Source organism: Agrobacterium sp. 5Ca39, from assembly GCF_055382365.1.
Genome location: NZ_AP026436.1, coordinates 78,997 through 97,888 on the forward strand (window position 1 = coordinate 78,997; position 18,892 = coordinate 97,888).

General features: G+C 58.4%; 16 protein-coding genes and 1 tRNA gene. 9 read left to right on the top strand and 8 right to left on the bottom strand.

Annotated elements, in window-relative coordinates:
• Positions 1–41: 41 nt before the first annotated feature.
• Positions 42–1,007, top strand: coding sequence for an acetylxylan esterase (locus ACZ47E_RS00385; protein ID WP_278067191.1), 966 nt, complete (start codon positions 42–44; stop codon positions 1,005–1,007).
• Positions 1,004–1,732 (top strand): esterase family protein, encoded by a 729-nt coding sequence (locus tag ACZ47E_RS00390; protein ID WP_278067192.1) that lies wholly within the window; start codon positions 1,004–1,006, stop codon positions 1,730–1,732. Before ACZ47E_RS00385 ends, ACZ47E_RS00390 begins: the two co-directional genes overlap by 4 nt.
• Positions 1,733–1,747: 15 nt before the next feature.
• Here ACZ47E_RS00390 and ACZ47E_RS00395 read toward each other — a convergent pair whose 3' ends face one another.
• From ACZ47E_RS00395 to ACZ47E_RS00405, 3 genes are all read right to left on the bottom strand, one after another.
• Complete coding sequence (locus tag ACZ47E_RS00395; RefSeq protein WP_278067193.1) at positions 1,748–2,617, bottom strand: Rossmann-fold NAD(P)-binding domain-containing protein; 870 nt, start codon at positions 2,615–2,617, stop codon at positions 1,748–1,750.
• An 87-nt stretch (positions 2,618–2,704) separates the two neighbouring features.
• Positions 2,705–4,330 (bottom strand): glucose-6-phosphate isomerase, encoded by a 1,626-nt coding sequence (gene pgi / locus ACZ47E_RS00400; protein ID WP_037089367.1) that lies wholly within the window; start codon positions 4,328–4,330, stop codon positions 2,705–2,707.
• A gap of 110 nt (positions 4,331–4,440) precedes the next feature.
• The gene (locus ACZ47E_RS00405; RefSeq protein WP_004439720.1) at positions 4,441–6,153 is read right to left on the bottom strand and encodes a long-chain fatty acid--CoA ligase; all 1,713 of its coding nucleotides are present in this window, start codon (positions 6,151–6,153) and stop codon (positions 4,441–4,443) included.
• Positions 6,154–6,507: 354 nt separating this feature from the next.
• Between ACZ47E_RS00405 and ACZ47E_RS00410 the strand changes: the two genes are divergently transcribed.
• The 6 genes from ACZ47E_RS00410 to ACZ47E_RS00435 all read left to right on the top strand — a co-directional run bounded on the left by ACZ47E_RS00410 (position 6,508) and on the right by ACZ47E_RS00435 (position 14,347).
• Positions 6,508–7,554: an ABC transporter ATP-binding protein gene (locus tag ACZ47E_RS00410; protein ID WP_278067194.1), complete on the top strand. Its 1,047-nt coding sequence runs from the start codon at positions 6,508–6,510 to the stop codon at positions 7,552–7,554.
• A 153-nt stretch (positions 7,555–7,707) separates the two neighbouring features.
• Complete coding sequence (locus ACZ47E_RS00415; protein ID WP_004439728.1) at positions 7,708–8,724, top strand: Fe(3+) ABC transporter substrate-binding protein; 1,017 nt, start codon at positions 7,708–7,710, stop codon at positions 8,722–8,724.
• A gap of 72 nt (positions 8,725–8,796) precedes the next feature.
• Positions 8,797–10,473, top strand: coding sequence for an ABC transporter permease (locus ACZ47E_RS00420; protein ID WP_278067195.1), 1,677 nt, complete (start codon positions 8,797–8,799; stop codon positions 10,471–10,473).
• Positions 10,474–10,668: 195 nt separating this feature from the next.
• Positions 10,669–12,840, top strand: coding sequence for a TonB-dependent siderophore receptor (locus tag ACZ47E_RS00425; protein ID WP_464016989.1), 2,172 nt, complete (start codon positions 10,669–10,671; stop codon positions 12,838–12,840).
• 109 nt (positions 12,841–12,949) lie between these two features.
• Positions 12,950–13,831 carry a helix-turn-helix domain-containing protein gene (locus tag ACZ47E_RS00430; RefSeq protein ID WP_278067197.1) on the top strand — a complete coding sequence of 294 codons (882 nt, stop codon included), beginning with the start codon at positions 12,950–12,952 and terminating at the stop codon, positions 13,829–13,831.
• A 123-nt stretch (positions 13,832–13,954) separates the two neighbouring features.
• Positions 13,955–14,347: a PRC-barrel domain-containing protein gene (locus ACZ47E_RS00435; RefSeq protein WP_004439734.1), complete on the top strand. Its 393-nt coding sequence runs from the start codon at positions 13,955–13,957 to the stop codon at positions 14,345–14,347.
• A 99-nt stretch (positions 14,348–14,446) separates the two neighbouring features.
• On the opposite strand, the gene ACZ47E_RS00440 is transcribed toward ACZ47E_RS00435, so the two are convergent.
• The 4 genes from ACZ47E_RS00440 to ACZ47E_RS00455 all read right to left on the bottom strand — a co-directional run bounded on the left by ACZ47E_RS00440 (position 14,447) and on the right by ACZ47E_RS00455 (position 16,447).
• Positions 14,447–14,689 carry a DUF982 domain-containing protein gene (locus ACZ47E_RS00440; RefSeq protein ID WP_072493947.1) on the bottom strand — a complete coding sequence of 81 codons (243 nt, stop codon included), beginning with the start codon at positions 14,687–14,689 and terminating at the stop codon, positions 14,447–14,449.
• Between the two features lie 317 nt (positions 14,690–15,006).
• A complete protein-coding gene (locus tag ACZ47E_RS00445) occupies positions 15,007–15,165 on the bottom strand; it encodes a YqaE/Pmp3 family membrane protein (RefSeq protein WP_004439740.1) in 159 nt (52 codons plus the stop codon).
• Positions 15,166–15,273: 108 nt separating this feature from the next.
• Positions 15,274–15,349 (bottom strand) — tRNA-Thr (locus ACZ47E_RS00450).
• 135 nt (positions 15,350–15,484) lie between these two features.
• A complete protein-coding gene (locus ACZ47E_RS00455) occupies positions 15,485–16,447 on the bottom strand; it encodes an NAD(P)H-dependent flavin oxidoreductase (RefSeq protein ID WP_278067198.1) in 963 nt (320 codons plus the stop codon).
• A gap of 253 nt (positions 16,448–16,700) precedes the next feature.
• On the opposite strand from ACZ47E_RS00455, the gene ACZ47E_RS00460 reads away from it, so the two are divergent.
• A complete protein-coding gene (locus ACZ47E_RS00460) occupies positions 16,701–17,846 on the top strand; it encodes a hypothetical protein (protein ID WP_278067199.1) in 1,146 nt (381 codons plus the stop codon).
• 33 nt (positions 17,847–17,879) lie between these two features.
• Here the strand turns inward: ACZ47E_RS00460 and ppk2 are convergent, their stop codons facing one another.
• Positions 17,880–18,776 (bottom strand): polyphosphate kinase 2, encoded by an 897-nt coding sequence (ppk2, locus tag ACZ47E_RS00465; protein WP_107339978.1) that lies wholly within the window; start codon positions 18,774–18,776, stop codon positions 17,880–17,882.
• Between the last annotated feature and the right edge of the window lie 116 nt (positions 18,777–18,892).

Genomic DNA, 18,892 nt, shown 5'->3' on the forward strand with positions numbered 1-18,892 from the left:
TCAAGCTTGTGTCTGCTGTTTTTTCGAGAAACAAGCGTCGCATGAGTGTACCGAAGACCCACCCTTTCGATTTCGACCCGACCTACGGCATGCAACGCGAGCAGTTGCTTGCCATCACGCCCCCGGAAGCGCCACCCGGTTTCGATGACTTCTGGGAGAAGCGCTATCGCCGCGCGCTCGCCACTGATCCGCGCCCGGTGCTGCGCCGGAGCAAGCTGAGCGATCCCCGTTGGCAGGTCCTCGATCTCACCTACACCTCCACCGACGGTTTCCGTATCGGTGGATGGCTGCTGTTGCCGCGCGAAGGACAGGTCCGCCGCGGCCTGATCGTCGGCCACGGTTATGGCGGGCGCGGCGAGCCTGATTTCGATGTGCCGGTGGAAGAGACAGCCGTGCTGTTTCCCTGCTTTCGTGGACTGTCGCTGAGTGCCTGTCCGCCGATTTCATCCGATCCGGCCCTTCACGTTCTCTATAATATCGAGCGGAAAGACGATTATATTATCGGAGGCTGTGTCGATGACCTTTGGATCGCGGTCTCGACGCTCGTCAGCCTTTATCCCTGGCTGGAAGGGCAGGTGGGTTATAGCGGCATCAGCTTCGGGGGTGGTATCGGCGCTCTTGCTATCCCTTATGATAAGCGTATCGACCGCGGCCATCTCGTCGTGCCGACCTTCGGCCACCGACCGTTCTGGCTGACGCTGCCAACGGTCGGCAGCGCGGACGCCGTCCAGACCTATGCGAAGACGCACGCCCATGTGCTTGAAACGTTGCGCCTCTTCGATGCGGCCTGCGCGGCCGCCCGCATAAGCGTGCCCATGCTGATTGCGCCTGCGCTTTTTGATCCAGCTGTGGCCCCGCCCTGCCAGTTCGCGGTGGCCAACGCTTTGCCGCCGTCAAAATTTAATGAAATCTTCATCCTCGACGCCGGGCATTTCGAATACCCTGACAGCGCATCGCAAGATGCGGTCCATAAGGACAAGGTCAGACGGTTTTTCAAGGTGCCATGAAACGCGAATATCTCCGCTGGTATAGTCACAGGCTCCATCGCGATATGGAACTCCTGATATTCGGTCATGCCGGCGCGAAAGTGCTGATGTTCCCGACACGCGACGGGCGCTTCTTCGAATATGAGGAGTTGGGCGTCGTCGAAAGTCTTTCTCACAAGCTGGAGGCCGGCCACCTCCAGCTTTATTGTATCGAGGGTCTGGCACGGGAAAGTTTCTACGCGGGCCACAACCATCCCGCCGACCGTCTCCGACGTCACGCCGCACTCGAGGCCTATATTCTGGGCGAAGTGCTGCCGCTGATGGCGGAGAAAAATCCGCACGGCAGCACCATCGTGCAGGGCTGCAGCCTCGGTGCCTTTCAGGCCGCCAGCCTCGTCTTCCGTCACCCGCATCTCTTCACCAAGCTCGTCGCTTTTTCCGGCCGCTATGACCTGACGATGGAGGTGGAGTCTTTCGGTGATCTATTCGACGGCTATTATGACGATGACGTCTATTTCCACATGCCGAGCCACTTTCTTCCCGGGTTAAACTGCCCATGGCGGCTCGATCACCTGCGCCGCATCGACATGGTCTTCACCATTGGCGACGCTGACCCCTTTCTGGACAACAATCACCACTTAAGCCGCGTGCTTTCAGGCAAGCAGGTGGGGCACCAGATGCATGTCTGGGAAGGCCGCGCGCATCGGGCGGGTGCGTGGCGCAAGATGGCGGCGCTTTATATTTGAGGTGGAGCCCGTGCCTCAGGCGAGAAGAAATTCCATCAGGGCATTCTGGGCATGTAGAAGAAAAGCTTTTGCCGACCGGCTCTGACAGGCCGGGTGGGCCATTGCGTCCGCGGTCACCTCTTGGCCACGCGAGACTGGCGGACAGGGCAAAAAAATCACATCAGGCCGCATCCTGTCGAGAAGGGACGCGGATATGCTATAATCGGCCAGATGATGATTGGCGTCGGACGGCCAGGAATCGGTAATGACCACATCCGCATCCAGTAGCTTGTCCATGTCCGTGCTTGCCCGGAAGTTCGGATTGATGAGCGCGGCATCCGTGACGTGCCATTGATCCGGGTAAACCTGCGTGACCTGAATGGGCAGGGAAATCGAGGCTTCGACCCAAGAGCGTAAAATATTGGCGTCCGGTGCTACACCGACGATTTTGAGGCCGGCTTTCTGGCCCCTCAGGCTTTTCACATAGGCTAAATCACCAAGCGTTTCACATGGATGATTGAATTTTGTCCGCGCGTTGATGACAGGTGCGCGCATGTCGGCTGCAAGTGCCCGAAGTGTCGAGAGGTCCTTCGTGCGGATAATCAAAAGATCGAACCAATTGTCGAGATAACCAGCCAGATCGGCAATCTCTTCTCGGCCGTTAAAGTTGATCGGAACGGTAACGCAGGTGCCGCCCATCGCCTGGATACCGAGATCAAAGGCGGCGGTATTGCGCCAGCCGGTGTCGTCAACGATCAGCCCGACACGTTTTCCCTTGAGCGTCTGTGGCATCGTGCCCTGTAACCAGTCCTCGGCCAGAGCGCCCGCGCGGTCGATGATCGAGAAGATCGCGTCCGCACTCAGGTCGTGAAACTCCAGAAAGTCCCTGCCCGGCCGGAACGACATATGCACCTCCAAGTGACATTCGATCAACGCTGCATTGAAAAAAGCCGGAAGTCGCCCTCCGGCTTTCGTAAATTGCAGTGCCTGGATTTACCCCGCCAGACCCGCCAGCGCCTTCACCAGCCCCTGCGTAGAGCTGTCATGGCCAGCGGCGCTTTCCTTTCCTTCGACGACCGGAAGCAGGCCGGTCGCCAGTTCCTTGCCAAGCTCCACGCCCCATTGGTCGAAGGAGTTGATGCGGAACAGCACGCCTTCGACGAAGACGCGATGTTCGTAAAGCGCGATCAGGCGGCCAAGCGCGAATGGCGTCAGCTTGTCGTAGACGAAGGTGATGGACGGACGATTGCCGGTGAAGACACGGTGCGGCGCGATGAAATCCGCATGTCTGTCATCCACGCCCTTGGAGGTGAGCTGGGCTTTTGCCTCAGCCAGCGTCCGCCCCTTCATCAGCGCTTCCGACTGCGCCAGGCAATTGGCGATGAGAAGCTGGTGCTGGTGGCGCAGTTCGGGCTCGAAACCGTTGGCTGCGATCATGAATTCCGCCGGGATGACGCTCGTGCCCTGGTGGATCAGCTGATAGAAGGCGTGCTGACCATTCGTACCGGGCTCGCCCCAGACAACCGGGCCGGACTGGCCTTCGACCGGCGTGCCGTCGATGGTCACACCCTTGCCGTTCGATTCCATGTCCAGCTGCTGCAGATAAGCCGGGAAACGCGACAGCCGCTGGTCATAGGGCAGGATCGCCCGCGTCGGGTAATTCAGTACGTTGCGGTGATAAAAACCGATCAGGCCGAGCAACATCGGAAGATTTTCACGGACCGGCGCCTCGCGGAAGTGGCGATCCATGGCGTGGGCGCCATCCAGGAACTTGCCGAAATTATCCGGCCCGATGGCGATCATCAGCGGCAGCCCGATGGCAGACCAGATCGAGTAACGGCCGCCAACCCAGTCCCAGAAACCGAAAATGCGGTCGCTTTCGATGCCGAAGGCGGTAACCTTGTCCAGCGCTGTGGAAACCGCGGCAAAGTGATGCTTGACGGCGTCTTCGCCCAGCTTTTCGGCGATGAAGCGGCGCGCCGTGGCGGCGTTCGTCATCGTCTCGATGGTGGTGAAGGTCTTCGACGCCACGATGAAGAGCGACGTCTCGGGGTCGATGAGCTTCAGCGTATCGGCAATATGCGCGCCATCAATGTTCGAGACGAAATGCGCCCGCGGGCCGTCATGGAAAGGTGCCAGTGCCAGCGTTGCCATGACCGGGCCGAGGTCGGAACCGCCAATGCCGATATTGATGACATCGGTAATCTTTTTACCGGTCGCGCCCTTCAGCGAACCGGAACGGATGGCATCGGCAAACTTGCCCATGGCAGACAGAACCGCGTTCACATCGGGCATCACGTCCTTGCCGTCAACGAGAACCGGCGTGTTGCCGCGATTGCGCAACGCGGTATGCAGGACGGCACGGTCTTCGGTGAAATTGATCGCCTTGCCGGAAAACATCTCCTCGCGCTTGGCCTCGACGCCGCCTTCTTGTGCAAGCTGTTCGAGAAGCGTGACGATCTCTTCATTCACGGCGCACTTGGAATAATCCATCAGCAGGTCGTCGAACTTGGCGCTGAAACGGCTGAATCTCTTGTCATCGGCCGCAAAGGCGGCGCGAAGATCGGTTGCGGCTGTGCTGCTCGCCGTTGCTTTCAGTTTTTCGATGGTGGCCTGCATCTCGTGCTCCTCGGCTTCCGTGGAAGGATGAGGAAACTATTCTTTTTCAGGCGGCCAAATCAAGGCGGCTTCGATAAAAGAAAAGAGCCGGTCACCCGGCTCGATTTCGTTCAGTTCAGATTGCGCAATTCGCGCCGCAGGATCTTGCCGACATTCGATTTCGGCAGCTCGGTACGGAACTCGATGATCTTCGGCCGCTTGTAGTTTGTCAGGTTCTTGGCGCAGAATGCCTTGAGTTCCGCTTCCGTGAGCGACTGGTCCTTCTTGACCACAAAAAGCTTGACGGTTTCGCCGGAGTGCTCGTCCGGAACGCCGATGGCGGCGCATTCCAGGACGCCTGGATGGCTGGCGGCCACTTCCTCCACCTCGTTCGGATAGACGTTGAAACCGGAGACGAGGATCATGTCCTTCTTGCGGTCGACGATCTTGGTATAACCGCGTTCATCCATGAAGCCCATGTCGCCGGAACGGAAGAAGCCGTCTGATGTCATCGCCTTTGCCGTCTCGTCCGGCCGCTGCCAATAACCCGCCATCACCTGCGGCCCACGAATGCAGATTTCTCCGACCTCTCCGGTGGGCAGGCTGTTGCCGTCCTCGTCGCGAATATCGATTTCGGTGGAAGAGATCGGCAGGCCGATGGTTCCGCTGAACTCCGTGGAATCGAGGCGGTTGACGGTGGCAACCGGCGATGTCTCGGAGAGGCCGTAGCCCTCCGCAATGGGGCAGCCGACGATGGAAAGCCAGCGTTCCGCGACAGGCCTTTGCACCGCCATGCCGCCGCCGAGAACCAGAATGAGCGACGACAGATCGAGCTTGCGGAAATCCTCGTTGTTCATCAGCGCGTTGAAAAGCGTATTGATGCCGGGGAAAATATGCGGCTGATAATGCGACAATTCTTTCACAAAACCGGGAATATCGCGCGGATTGGCAATCAGCAGATTGTGGCCGCCAAGCGCAATGCCCATCAGCGAATTCACCGTCAAGGCGAAGATGTGGCAGAGCGGCAGCGCGCAGATGAAGTTGAGAACTTCCGGGCGATCCTTTTGGCCGTTGAAGGCGGCGTCCAGCCACAGGCTGATCTGAAGCTTGTTGGCCAGAAGGTTGGCATGCGTGAGAACCGCACCCTTGGATACACCCGTCGTGCCCCCGGTATATTGCAGGAAAGCAATGTCCTGCGCCGTGAGGCTGACCGGCTTCAGCGAAAATCCCTGACCTTCCTTCAGCATCGCCTTGAAGCTGATGGAGCCGGGAATGGTATAGGCGGGCACCAGTTTCTTGACCTTGCGGACCACCAGATTGACGATATGTCCCTTGAGGCCGAGAAGATCGCCCATCGCCGCGACGACCACGTGCCGCACCGCGGTTTTCGGCACCGCCTGCTGCGCCACATGTGCAAAGTTCTCCAGCACGAAAAGCGCCTTCGCGCCGGAATCCTTCAGCTGATGTTCCAGCTCGCGCGGTGTGTAAAGCGGATTGACATTGACCACCACCATGCCTGCCCGCAGGATTCCATAAACCGCAACCGGATTTTGGAGGATGTTCGGCATCATCACGGCAACCCGGTCGCCCTTTTCCAGTCCTCTGGACTGCAGCCAGGCGGCGACGGCTCGGGTTTCAGCGTCCAGTTCCCGGTAGGTCAGCGACTTTCCCATGCTGGAAAAGGCCTTCCGGTCGGCAAACTGCACACAGCTCTTTTCGAGAAGATCGACGAGGGAGGCATTGGTCGATACGGGAATTTCGGAAGGAACGCCCGGCGGATAGGAAGACAGCCAGCGCTTCCCAATGACGGCGTTCTGCGGGTGTCCCAGGGACAATTCACTCATGCTGCTCCTCCCAGAGTCTCTTCGCGCCGCGCATTCTGTGGAACGCGTGAACAGCGCTTTCGGCTGCCTGATGTTCACGAGGCTCCCGCACCTGCCCGCATCTGCCGGCGTGAGGGAACCACTTGTGACGTCACCGGATCGACTGCTCCTCCCGCTCCCCGGTGACGAATGATAGACGCGTAATCCCTTGACGTCCATCTTATCGGCGAAACCTATTTAACTCTAACGTAAACGTCAATATTGCTGCCGCACATCTCGCCAACTCGTGATGGAAAATGCATTTTCCCGGTCTTTTTTGACTTTAATCCTGATTTGAGCGATCAACATAATTCGCAAAGCAGGGCAGGATTGGAAATGGCAGGCAGCGCAGCGCTAGAACTGAAATCGGTGGGCAAGAAATTCGGTGATACGGATGTATTGTCCGACATCGATCTGTCCGTCGAAAGCGGTGAGATCATTTGTCTTGTAGGGCGCTCCGGCTGCGGAAAATCAACCTTGCTGCGTATCATCGCAGGCGTGGAGACACCCGATAAAGGCAGCATTTCCCTGAACGGCGCTGTCGTGGCCGGGTCTGGAGTTTTCATCGAGCCCGAAAAGCGCAATATCGGTTTCGTTTTTCAGGATTATGCGCTCTTCCCGCATCTTACCGTCGAGCAGAACGTCATGTTCGGCCTCCGCTCGCTGCCGAAAGCGCAGGCCCGGGCGCGCACTGCGGAGATGATCGAACATGTGCATCTCAAGGAACTTGCGAAACGTTATCCCCATACGCTGTCGGGCGGTGAGCAGCAGCGCGTCGCGCTTGCCCGTGCACTCGCCCCGCAGCCTGGCCTTCTGCTGATGGACGAGCCTTTTTCCAATCTGGACAGGGGATTGCGTGACGATGTGCGCGAAGAGACGCTAGGTCTTCTACGCCAGCTGGGTACGACGGCAATCATGGTTACTCACGATCCCGAAGAAGCGCTTTCGGCGGGCGATCGCGTGGTTCTGATGCAGCGCGGACGGATCGTGCAAAGCGGCACGGGTTACGAAATCCACGACCATCCCAAGACCCGCTATGCCGCTGATTTTTTCTGCGCCTTCAACAAGATTGAAGGACGGGTAAGGCAGGGTCGCGTGGAAACGCCGCTTGGCCTGCTGGGGGATGCCTCCGATCTGCCCGATGGCCTCGCGGCGGTTGCCTATGTTCGGCCCAATGCGATTTCGATTATCGAAGACGCCGCGAAAGAAGGTATCGCTGGCGAAATATCGAGCCGGGTCTTCTTGGGGGAGATCGAACAGCTCGGCATCGCCGTGCCCGGATTACCAGCTGATCTTCGCGTCAGAACAATGCAGCGTACAGCCGCCAAGACGCGGGCGATACGCTTCGGAATTGATCCGAAGGGCGTGCTGATATTTACCTGAAGTTGAATGATCGCATTTGCATGTTCTTTTTCTGCACGTTTTCAACTCTTGGTGATCAAAATGCGGCGGAAAATGGCGAAATAAAACTTGATTTGTATCATCATGTATGATGTCTGCTCCCCCTATTGCCGTTATCGGAGAGGGAGACAAAACATGAAGAAATTTACCGGGTTCGCCCTGCTTGCCAGCACGGTTGCCTTTGCAGCCGGCGCAGCCAATGCCGCTGAACTCAATATCTATACCACCCGCGAGCCGGGCCTCATTCAGCCCCTCCTGGACTCCTTCACCGCTTCGAGCGGCGTGAAGGTCAATACCGTGTTTTTGAAGGACGGCCTTGCGGAGCGTGTTCTGAGCGAAGGCGCGAGTTCGCCGGCTGACGTTCTGATGACGGTGGACGCCGGCAATCTTGTCGATCTCGCTGAAAAGGGCGTAACGCAGGCGGTCGAATCCGAGACCCTGAGCAAGGCCATCCCCGCTGAACTGCGCGATGCCAAGGGTCACTGGTTCGCGCTTTCCATGCGAGCCCGCGTTCTGTATGCAGCCAAGGACCTCGATCTCGCTTCCTTCAATTATGAAGATCTCGCTGATGCGAAGTGGAAGGGCAAGGTCTGCATTCGCGCCGGACAGCATCCCTACAATACGGCGCTGTTTGCGGACTACATCGCCCATTATGGCGCTGAAGACACCGAGAAGTGGCTTGCCGGAGTCAAGGAAAACCTCGCCCGCAAGGCAGGCGGCGGTGACCGCGATGTCGCCAAGGACATCCTCGGCGGCATTTGCGATATCGGTATCGCCAACTCCTATTATGTCGGCCTGATGCGCTCGGGCAAGGGCGGCGAGGAGCAGGTGAAGTGGGGCGACGCCATCAAGGTGGTTCTGCCGACCTTCAAGAATGGCGGCACGCAGGTCAATATCAGCGGCGCAGCCGTGGCGAAGAATGCGCCGAACAAGGCGGAAGCTGTCAAGCTTCTGGAATATCTCGTTTCCGACGAAGCCCAGAAGATCTATGCCGAGGCCAACTACGAATATCCGGTCAAGCAGGGCGCGGCTCTCAACGAGATCGTCGCTTCGTTCGGCACGCTGAAGATCGATAACAAGCCGCTGACGGAAATCGTATCGCATCGCAAGCAGGCGAGCGAGCTGGTCGACAAGGTCGGTTTCGACAAGTAAAGGCCAATCAGCGATAACATGTGAAAGGCGTTCGCAATTGCGGGCGCCTTTCCGCGTATTTTCCAGAAGCACATGAACCCAGACGCCACCCAGCCATTGTCACCTCGTGCCCGAGCCAGATTTTCATCCTCCTTCTGGTGGCTGTGCCTTTCAGTGCTGGCGGTTTGCAGCGCCATGGTTCCGGTTATGGCGCTTGTCTCGCAGGCGTTGCAGGGTTCTGATGGCCTTTGGTCGCATCTGGGCTCAACCGTGCTCTGGACGGCGCTTCCGGATACGGCGATCCTTCTTGCCGGTGTCGGGCTGCTGGCAGGTATCGTCGGAACCTGTGCCGCCTGGCTGGTCACCGCCTATGATTTTCCCGGCCGCAAAATATTGGAGTGGGCGCTGCTGCTGCCGCTGGCCATGCCCACCTATATCGTCGCTTACGCCTATCTGGATATTCTGCATCCCATCGGGCCTGTGCAGGGCGCGATCCGCTGGCTGCTCGGCTATTCCAGCCCGCGTGAATTCCGTCTTCCGGACATAAGGTCCATGACCGGATGCATCGTCCTTCTGGGCTTCGTGCTGTTTCCCTATGTCTATATTCCCGTGCGCGCCATGTTCCTCACGCAGGCAGGCAACCTGCTGGAAGCGGCGCGCACGCTCGGAGTCTCCAGACGTGCGGCTTTCTTCAAGGTAGCGGTGCCGCTGGCGCGCCCGGCGATTGCGGTCGGCGTCAGCCTTGCCTTGATGGAAGCGCTGAACGATATCGGCGCGTCCGAATTTCTTGGCGTCCGCACACTCACCGTCTCCGTCTACACCACCTGGGTCACGAAATCCGACCTGCCGGGTGCGGCGCAGATTGCGCTTTCCATGCTGTTCATCGTTGTCGCCCTCGTGGCGCTTGAGCGCTGGGCGCGACGCAAGCAGCGCTACGCGGTCTCTGCGCAGAAAAGCAGGCAACTGGAGCCGCTGCGGCTCAATGGCCTGAAGGGTTGGGCCGCTTTCTTGTTGGGCAGCTTGCCGGTCCTGATCGGTTTTATGGCGCCAGCCAGCTATCTCGTCACCGAGGCATGGAAACGGTTTCGTTTCAACGGATTGTCCCCCCGTTTTGCCGATGAGGCCCTGAACACCATCGTCTTTGCCGGGATGGCGACGGTGATCACCCTCATCCTCGGCCTTGTCGTCGCTTACGCCATGCGCCTTGCGCCGGGCCGCCTGTCGCTCTGGTCCTATCGTCTTTCGACGGTGGGATATGCCGCCCCCGGAACGGTCATCGCCATCGGCGTCCTGATCGCGCTCGGCGGCTTTGACCGCTTTGTCGACGAGACCATGCGCGACTGGTTCGGCATATCGACAGGCCTCATCTTCATCGGCAGTGGCGCCGCGCTGATCTACGCCTATTCCGCACGTTTCCTTACCATTGCCGCCGGTGGGGTGGATGCTGGCCTCAGCCGCATCCCGCAGTCCTTCGATCACGCCTCGCGAACGCTCGGGCGATCCGCAACGCAGACATTCCGACACGTCCATCTTCCGCTTTCCAAGGCCTCACTTGCGGCTGCGGCATTGCTTATCTTCGTGGATTGCGTCAAGGAGCTTCCCGCTACGCTCCTGTTGAGGCCGCTCAATTTCGAAACCTTTGCCACCCATCTTTATGGCGAAGCGGCGCGTGGCACCTACGAGGAGGCGGCCATCGCAGCCTTGGCAATCGTCGTCATCGGCATGCTTCCGGTCATGCAACTTGCAAGGATCGGCCGGCGCAAGAGCTGACATCGAAGCTCCGCCGGATAAATTGCGGGCGCAAAATTGTGCGAGAGGCCAATAAGCTTCAAATCCACCCAGAAAACGACAAGCATCGCGCCTTAATCCTGATGTAAATACTCAGCTTAATTGAGGTGCTGCGACCCTTGGGATATCAATACGGTCGCGATGTTTTCGGGGCATATCTTGAAAAATTTGCATGGGATGTTTTTGTGCCATCTGGCTTTGGGAACGGCTGCCGTAGTTTTGCTGGCGCCCGCGATGGTGCATGCGCAGGACACAACTGTCCTTCAGCAGATTACCGTTGACGGGCAGGGCGCGGAAAATGCAACCGGTCCCGTCCGGGGCTACGTCGCGAAGAAAAGCGCGACGGGTTCAAAAACCGAGACGGAAACCAGAGATATTCCGCAATCCGTATCGGTCGTCGGCCGCCAGGAAATGAACGACCGCGGCGCGGTGACGAAGATCGACGAGGTGCTGCGGTATACCCCAGGCGTGACGGCGGAGCCCTTTGGCACGGATCCGGATACGGACTGGTTTTATATTCGCGGTTTTCAGGCCACCCAGACTGGGGTGTTTTTGGACGGGCTGAACCTGTTCAGTTACGGTTTCGGCGGTTTCCAGATGGATGCCTATGGTCTGGAGCGGGTTGAAGTCCTGAAGGGGCCTGCGTCGGTGCTCTACGGCGGCGCCAATCCCGGTGGCATCGTTGAGATGATCCGCAAGCGCACCCAGGAGGAACCCGTTCGCGAAACGGAAATCGGCATCAATAATTTCGGCAACGCTTTCTTCGGTTTCGATCTCGGCGACAAGGTGGATGATGAGGGCGTATGGAAATACCGCGTCACCGGCAAGGTCTCGGGCGGCGACAACTATACGAATTACTCCGAGGATTTGCGCGGCTTCATCATGCCGCAAGTCACTTTCGAGCCGGATGCGCAGACAAGCGCCACGCTCTATGGGTATTTTTCGGCGCTTGACCAGGTGCATGTGGGCAACGGTTTCCTGCCTTATGTCGGCACCGTGGCCGACGCGCCCTTCGGCAAGCTCAACCGTGAAGCCTTTTATGGTGAGCCGGGCCTTGATAACGGCCGCGTCTATCAATCGATGGTGGGCTACGAGGTCAGCCATGAATTCGACACTGGCTGGAAGATCAGTCAGAACGCCCGTTATGGGCATCTGTACAAGTACGAGACCGGGCCCTATCCCGGCGGCTGGGCGAATGCCGATGCCAACGGCCAGCCGAGACTCGATCCGATCACCAAGGACTATATGCTGACCCGCTTCGGTTACGACGGCGTGTCGAAGGTCGATAGCTTCGGTGTGGATAACCGAGTGGAAGGCCAGTTCGATACCGGTGCCGTCAGCCATTCACTGCTCTTTGGTCTGGACTATAAATATTACCGGCTGGATCAGGTGCAGGCCTGCTGCGGGTCGAATGCGATCGGCGCGCTCAATCCGGTTTACGGTTCGGCGCAGGGAACGAATTTCGTTTATGCCGATAACATCGTGACCCAACAGCAGATCGGCATTTATGCGCAGGACCAGCTGCGGTTCGGAGATGGCTGGCTTGTGACGCTGAATGGCCGTTACGACTATGTCGATACGGAGCTGAACAACAGATTGCCGACGGGCCTGTCCCGCCGCTCCAGTGACGACGCGCTGAGCGGCCGCGCCGGCCTTGCCTACGAATTCGACAATGGCCTGACGCCCTACGTCTCCGCCGCCACCTTCTTTAATCCGCTTATCGATACGCCTGCAGACGGCACACCCGCCGTGCCGGAAGAAGGCCACCAGTTCGAAGCCGGCATCAAATACGAGCCGACGTTCTTCGATGGCAGCATCACCGCCTCGGTCTTCAAACTGGTCAAGGATAATGCTATCGTGTCGTATACGGCGGGTGGGGTGACCACCAGCGGCCAGTTCGGACAGGTCGAATCCACCGGCTTCGAGCTGGAGGCCAAAGCCAATCTCAATGAAAACTGGAAGGCACTCGCCTCCTATTCCTACACCGATATCGACATTACCCGCGATGCCAATCCAAATCTCATAGGCAAATCGCCATGGATCGTGCCCGCCCATACCGCTTCGCTGTGGTTGGACTATGCTTTCACCACGGATACACTTGACGGACTGAGCATCGGCGGTGGTGTGCGGTATCAGGGCAAATCCTGGGCGGATGCGGCGAATACATTGCGCGTTCCTGACGCCGCTGTTTTCGATGCCGCGGTCCGTTACCAGAAGGACGACTGGACCGCATCCATCAACGTCGCCAATGTCTTCGACAAGGAATACGTCAAGGGCTGCGCCGGTGTCTCCGTCTGCGGCTGGGGTGACAGCCGAACCATCACCTTCAAGCTTTCCAAGAAGTGGTAAGGCCTGGTCAAAGGCCGCAGTTGCGGGAAAATTGGTTTGCCACTATAAACATGAATAAACTTATCATGTTATAGTGGCGCCATGGCGCGCCCTGCGGGATCGAGAAGCCATGGCTTTCCGCGTGCGGATGGAAAATGAGATCGACGGTTTTGCCGTTATAGGCGGCCCGCGCTCAAGGGTCTGGAACGGCATCGTTGCCGATCTCTGGGACGTGCGTTGTGCACCGAAAGCAGGTGGACGTTATGTCGGCAAGGACCCGCGTTTTGTTTTTCTGCTGGAGATGGATGGAAAGGATGATGGCAGGTTCGTCATGAACGGCTGCCGCCGCGACAAGTATATTGCCTCCGAGGTGAACCGTATTTCCTTCGTGCCTGCCGATCTGGATGTGCATGCGGAGTTGAGCAACGTTTCCTTCCTCCGCCACCTCGATCTGCACTTCGACGCTGGACTGCTGGGGGCTCGGTTGGTGCAGGGTTTCGATCCGCACGGTTTGCTCGACCCGCATCTGATGTTCGAGGATGAGCGCCTGCTGGCGCTGGCGCGGTTGATCGCAGCCGAATGCGACAATCCCGATCCGCTGCACGATCTCTATGGCGAGAGCCTCGTGCTGGCGCTGCTGACGGATTTTCTGAAAGTGAGGCGGGAGCCGGTCAAAAAGCGCAGCAAGCTCGCCGCCTGGCAATTGAGGGCGGCGACGGATTATATTCGCGAACATTGCCTTCGGTCGATCCGGCTTGAGGAACTTGCGGAACTTACAAACCTGTCGCAATCCCATTTCAGCCATGCCTTCAAGGCCTCCACCGGCGTCCCGCCGCACCAGTGGCAGATGCAGGCGCGTATTGATCGGGTCAAGGATCTGATGATGCGAACCGAGATGGGGCTTACCGACATCGCCATCGCAGCCGGATTTTCCGATCAGGCGCACTTCTCCCGCGTCTTTCGAAAGATGGTCGGGGTGTCCCCCTCGGTCTGGCAGAGGAGCCGCCAGTAGCTGCCCTTTGTTCCGTTCTTTCTCCAAAAAATTCCCTGACGGCATCTGAAACGCACCGGAACGATTTCTCCGGCGACGGGTTTACAGACGTGACCCATTGAGGAAATCAAGGAGGAAACTATCATGTTGCATCAGGAACCCCGCGCCGGCCAGGACCCCTATGTGAAGGACACGCCCAGCCTTATCGCCAGCGACAAGGTGGAAGGCACCCGCGTTTACGGCGCCGACGGCAAGCATATCGGCTCGATCCAGCGCATCATTCTTGAGAAGCGCGGCGGCCGCGTGGCCTATGCGGTGTTGAGCTTCGGCGGCTTTCTCGGCATTGGCGACGATTATTATCCGCTGCCGTGGGAAAAGCTGCATTACGACGAAGAGCTCGACGGCTACCGCATCGACCTGACGAAGGAACAGATCGAAAATGCCCCGCATTTCGCCAATCTCGATGATGACGAATTGCTGAACGCAAGGGATCGTAAGGTCTACGACTATTACGGCGTCGCCCCCTACTGGATGTAAGGCCAATAATCTTGCCAATGGGCATTGTGGCGTTTTCGGCTCATCTTCAGCCGGAAACGCCTGACGAAAACGGCTCCTGTAGGAGCCGTTTTTTCTGTATTAATGTGGGTTCTTCTGCATGTCGGAAACCGCATCTGTGAAGCACTTACGCGCTTCCTCCGGCGATTTTCGCCCGTCAAGTGCAGCGCGGCAGGCACTTCTGGCTCTCACGAAACTCAATCCGCGCCGATTTGGCCAGCCTTCGGTCAACAATGTTAGTGCTTCGAATGGGCCGGCGACGACACTCTTGCCGTTCGCATCCAGATTGACCTCAACAGGCTCTGTCCATCTCTCGTTATTCATCGTGCACCTCCCAGAGCAACGCGATCCCGAAACAAACCCGACAGCGGAGCAACCCATGAACGCTGTCCTGTGTCACTACCGCCTAGGATAAGCGCAAGCAATGGAATTGACAACGGTGATCAGCGGAAGCCGAAAAACGAAAGGATCGCCAGGACGATAACGACGAGGCCGACGATGTAGATGATCTGGTTCATGATTTTCTCCTTGTCTATGTCATCACCATAACGTGAAGGAGAAGATGCGGTTCCAGAAGCACATGATAATTTAATCACGTGCTAAAAAATTGCGGACATTCCATCGTCACGCGATGCGGAACGTCACCTCCGCACGATCACCCAGATCGCGTGTATGATGCCGGGCACATAACCGCACAGCGTCAGAAGAATGTTGAGCCAGAAGTGCAGCCCCAGTCCGACCTGGAGAAATACACCAACCGGCGGCAGGATGATGGCGATGAGAATACGAATGACGTCCACGATGACAGGCTTTCCGGTTGACTGTTGACCAGCCGGAGAACGTGTGTGGGGCGGTTTGGTTTCACTTAAGCACGGACGTGCTTTTTGGGATGGATTTTTGTTTGAAAATGGTGCCGCTTACGTGACTCGAACACGTGACCCCATCATTACGAATGATGTGCTCTACCGACTGAGCTAAAGCGGCCCGGTTGTGATCCGTCTGTCACGGATCAGCTTCATGGCGGGCTGATACAGGCAATGCCGACGGATTTCAAGCCTTGAATGCGTGGCTTTTGAAATTTCCGCAAAAAGCTTTGCCTGTCCAAGGTTTAAGGGCGTATCAGGCTCCGGCGCAGATGCGGCCCCTCGCAACCTCGTATTCCTGGACCAGCCGATCAACCAGAGCCGCTACCGGCTCCACCGCCTTGACCGCGCCAATACCCTGGCCCGCGCCCCATATGTCCTTCCAGGCTTTTGCGCCGCCGGAAGCCGATTCGAAATCCATCTTTGAGGGATCCGCTTCCGGCAGCTTGTCGGGGTCGAGGCCGGAGGCGACGATCGAACTTTTCAGATAATTGCCGTGAACACCGGTGAAATAGTTCGAATAGACGATGTCTTTGGCATGCGCATCGACGATTGCCTGCTTGTAGGCGTCGGAGGCGCGGGCCTCCCGCGTGGCGATGAAAGGGGAGCCGATATAGGCCATGTCCGCGCCCATCGCCTGTGCCGCGAGGATGGAGCCGCCATTGGCAATGGCGCCGGCAAGCAGCAGCGGGCCATCGAACCACTCGCGGATTTCCTGCACGAGGGCGAAGGGAGAAAGTGTGCCCGCATGGCCGCCGGCGCCCGTCGCGACGGCGATCAGCCCATCCGCGCCCTTGCGGATGGCCGACCTTGCATGGCGATCGTTGATGACATCGTGCAGGACGATGCCGCCATAGGAATGCACGGCCGCATTGACTTCCGGCACGGCACCGAGCGAGGAAATAACCACCGGGACCTTATATTTCACGCAAAGGCCGAGATCATGTTCCAGTCGCCGGTTGGACATATGCACGATCTGATTGACCGCGAAAGGCGCGGCCGGACGATCCGGGTTGGCCCGGTTGTGCGCGTCAAGCTCTTCGGTGATCATCGCCAGCCACTCATCGAGCTGGCTTTCCGGCCGCGCATTCAGCGCCGGGAAAGCGCCGATGACGCCCGCCTTGCATTGCGCCAGCGTCAGTTGAGGGTGCGAAATGATGAATAATGGTGACGCTATGACCGGAAGACGCAGATTGTCTTTCAGCACGGACGGTAGCATGGCTCCTCCCCCAGATTACGTTTACGCGCACGTAAGTCATTATCGTGTTCGGTGTCGGATTGGAAGCGAAAACAGTACCGCGAGGCGTCGCCGAACCTGCGTTCGTAGCGCCACAATAGATCGATTTTCCCCAAGACAATCCGGTCTTTATCACAAACGATGCTTGCGGAGGGGCGGCATAGCCGTTACCGAATCGTGAACCCATGGCGCAGCGCCGCATATTTTGCAAAGCGCATTAGAACAAGGATCGGTCGTGAGCGGACTGGAAACGGCAATCAGAAATGCTCTGGAAAAATCGGACAGATCGAACGCCGAAGTTCGTGCACGTATTTATCAATCGTCCCGTCAGGCGCTGGAAGCGGGCCTGCGCAAGCAGGGCATCGACGACCCGCAGATTGTTGCCCAGCAGCGCCAGCGGCTTGAAAGCCTGATCCACCTCATCGAGAACGAGGAACGCAACCGGCTTCTGGACAGGGTGGAGCAGCAATTGCGGCCGCCCGTGGAGGAAAGAGCGGCGCAGGATGATGATTCCGTCGATCCCGTTTCGCAGCCGCCCCATCGGGATGAAGTGGCTGTCGAGCCGGAACTGCGCGGTGAAACGCGCGATGCGCGACCCGGTGCCGCCACGGCTCCGGAATCCCCCCGACCAGGTCGGCGCGGCGGAAAACCATCGAGGAGAGGTTCCAGCGCGGCTGACGCATCGCTCGCCTTCCGCCCCGAAGGTGCTGTTGGTCGCCGCAAGCGCCGCGGGCTTTTTGCCCGGCTTTTCATCTATGTCACGCTTCTGGCCTTTGTCGGTTTCGGCGCCTGGTGGGCCTATTCCTCGGGTGTCCTGCTCTCTCCGGAACAGCGGGATACCAGCGTGCCCAATCCGCCGGCGCAGGTGCAGGCAGAGGACTTTAATGGCGCCGAACCCGCCCCGAGCCTATCGGCCGGGCGTGGCTTTTCGGACGACTGGGTCGAGGTTTTTAATGCCGAGCGCGGTAATTCCGGAGTTTCGGCAGGTCCACGCGCCAATGTCGAAAATATCGCAACGCCCGCCGGCAAGGCAATTCGGGTGACGTCGAGAAGCGTGGCGCAGGATGGCGCCGTCAGCATCGAGGTTCCAGTCGAAGTGATGCGGGACATGGCCGGGAAATCCTCGACCATATCCATTACCCTGCAATCTTCCAGTGACCGGCAGACACAGGTGTCCGTCGCATGCGATTTCGCTACCTTGGGCGATTGTTCGCGCCACCGCTTTACGGCCACGGCCGAGCGCGCCGACATGCTGCTGAACGCGACATTCGAGCGTTCGCTGGCCCCCAACGCGCCGGGCAGGATTTTCATCAACAGCGATATCGATGGCAGCGGCCGCCCGGTCAACCTTTATTCCGTGCGTATCCTGCCAGGTCAGTAAAAAGGTACGAGCAGCCGCCAAAGGCGGCTCTCCTCATTTCCCTTCGGCTTTTCCGAGAAAATTCGGCCCCGCCCCCAATATCTTATTGTCGATCTCGCCGATCGCCTTCTTGTCCTTGCCTTCATAGTCCAGCGAATTGAGAATGTGGCGGATGAGATTGACCCGGGCCCGGCGCTTGTCATTGGCGCGTACCACCGTCCAGGGCGCGACATCTGTATGGGTCTTTTCCAGCATCTCGTCGCGCTTTTGCGTGTAGTCGTCCCACTTCGTCAGCGCGGCTATGTCCATGTCCGAGAGTTTCCAGCACTTCAGCGGGCTATGGCGGCGATCGTGGAAACGGTCGATCTGCGTTTCCCGTCCGATATCGAGCCAGAACTTGAAAAAGTGGATGTCCTCGTGGGCGAGCATCTTTTCCAGGCGCGGCGTTTCCTTGAGGAAGCGCTTATGTTCCTCGGGGGTGCAGAAACCCATCACCGGTTCCACTCCGGCCCGATTGTACCAGGAGCGATCGAACAGAACCAGTTCGCCTGCCGTGGGAAAATGCGAGATATAGCGCTGGAAATACCATTGCCCACGCTCGGTTTCCGTCGGCTTGGTCAGCGCCACGACGCGGGCATAGCGTGGGTTGAGATAAGAGCGGATCGCGAAGATGGCGCCGCCCTTGCCGGCCGCATCGCGGCCCTCGAAAACTGCCATGACCCGCTTGCCTGTGGCCTGGAGCCAAAACTGGACCTTCACAAGCTCGATCTGCAGCGCCTCCAGCGCGGCATCGTATTCCTCGCGCTTCATTTTTTTGTCATAGGGAAAATTGCCGGCCGAGAGCTTGTTCTCCTCCACCCAGTCGGGAAGAACCGGATCGTCGATGTCAAAGCTGCGCAGCTTTCCGCCAACGGTAATCTCAACTGTCCGCTTCTTCGTTTCATCGGCCATGGTTTCCTCCGGCTGTTGTTGTGTAAAGGCAACTCGCCGCCAATGAGTTCACATCGCCCGGCAGAATTCAAGCGAAAGAGGATTGCTTGAGAAAGCTGTGGCGGTGTGACGATTGC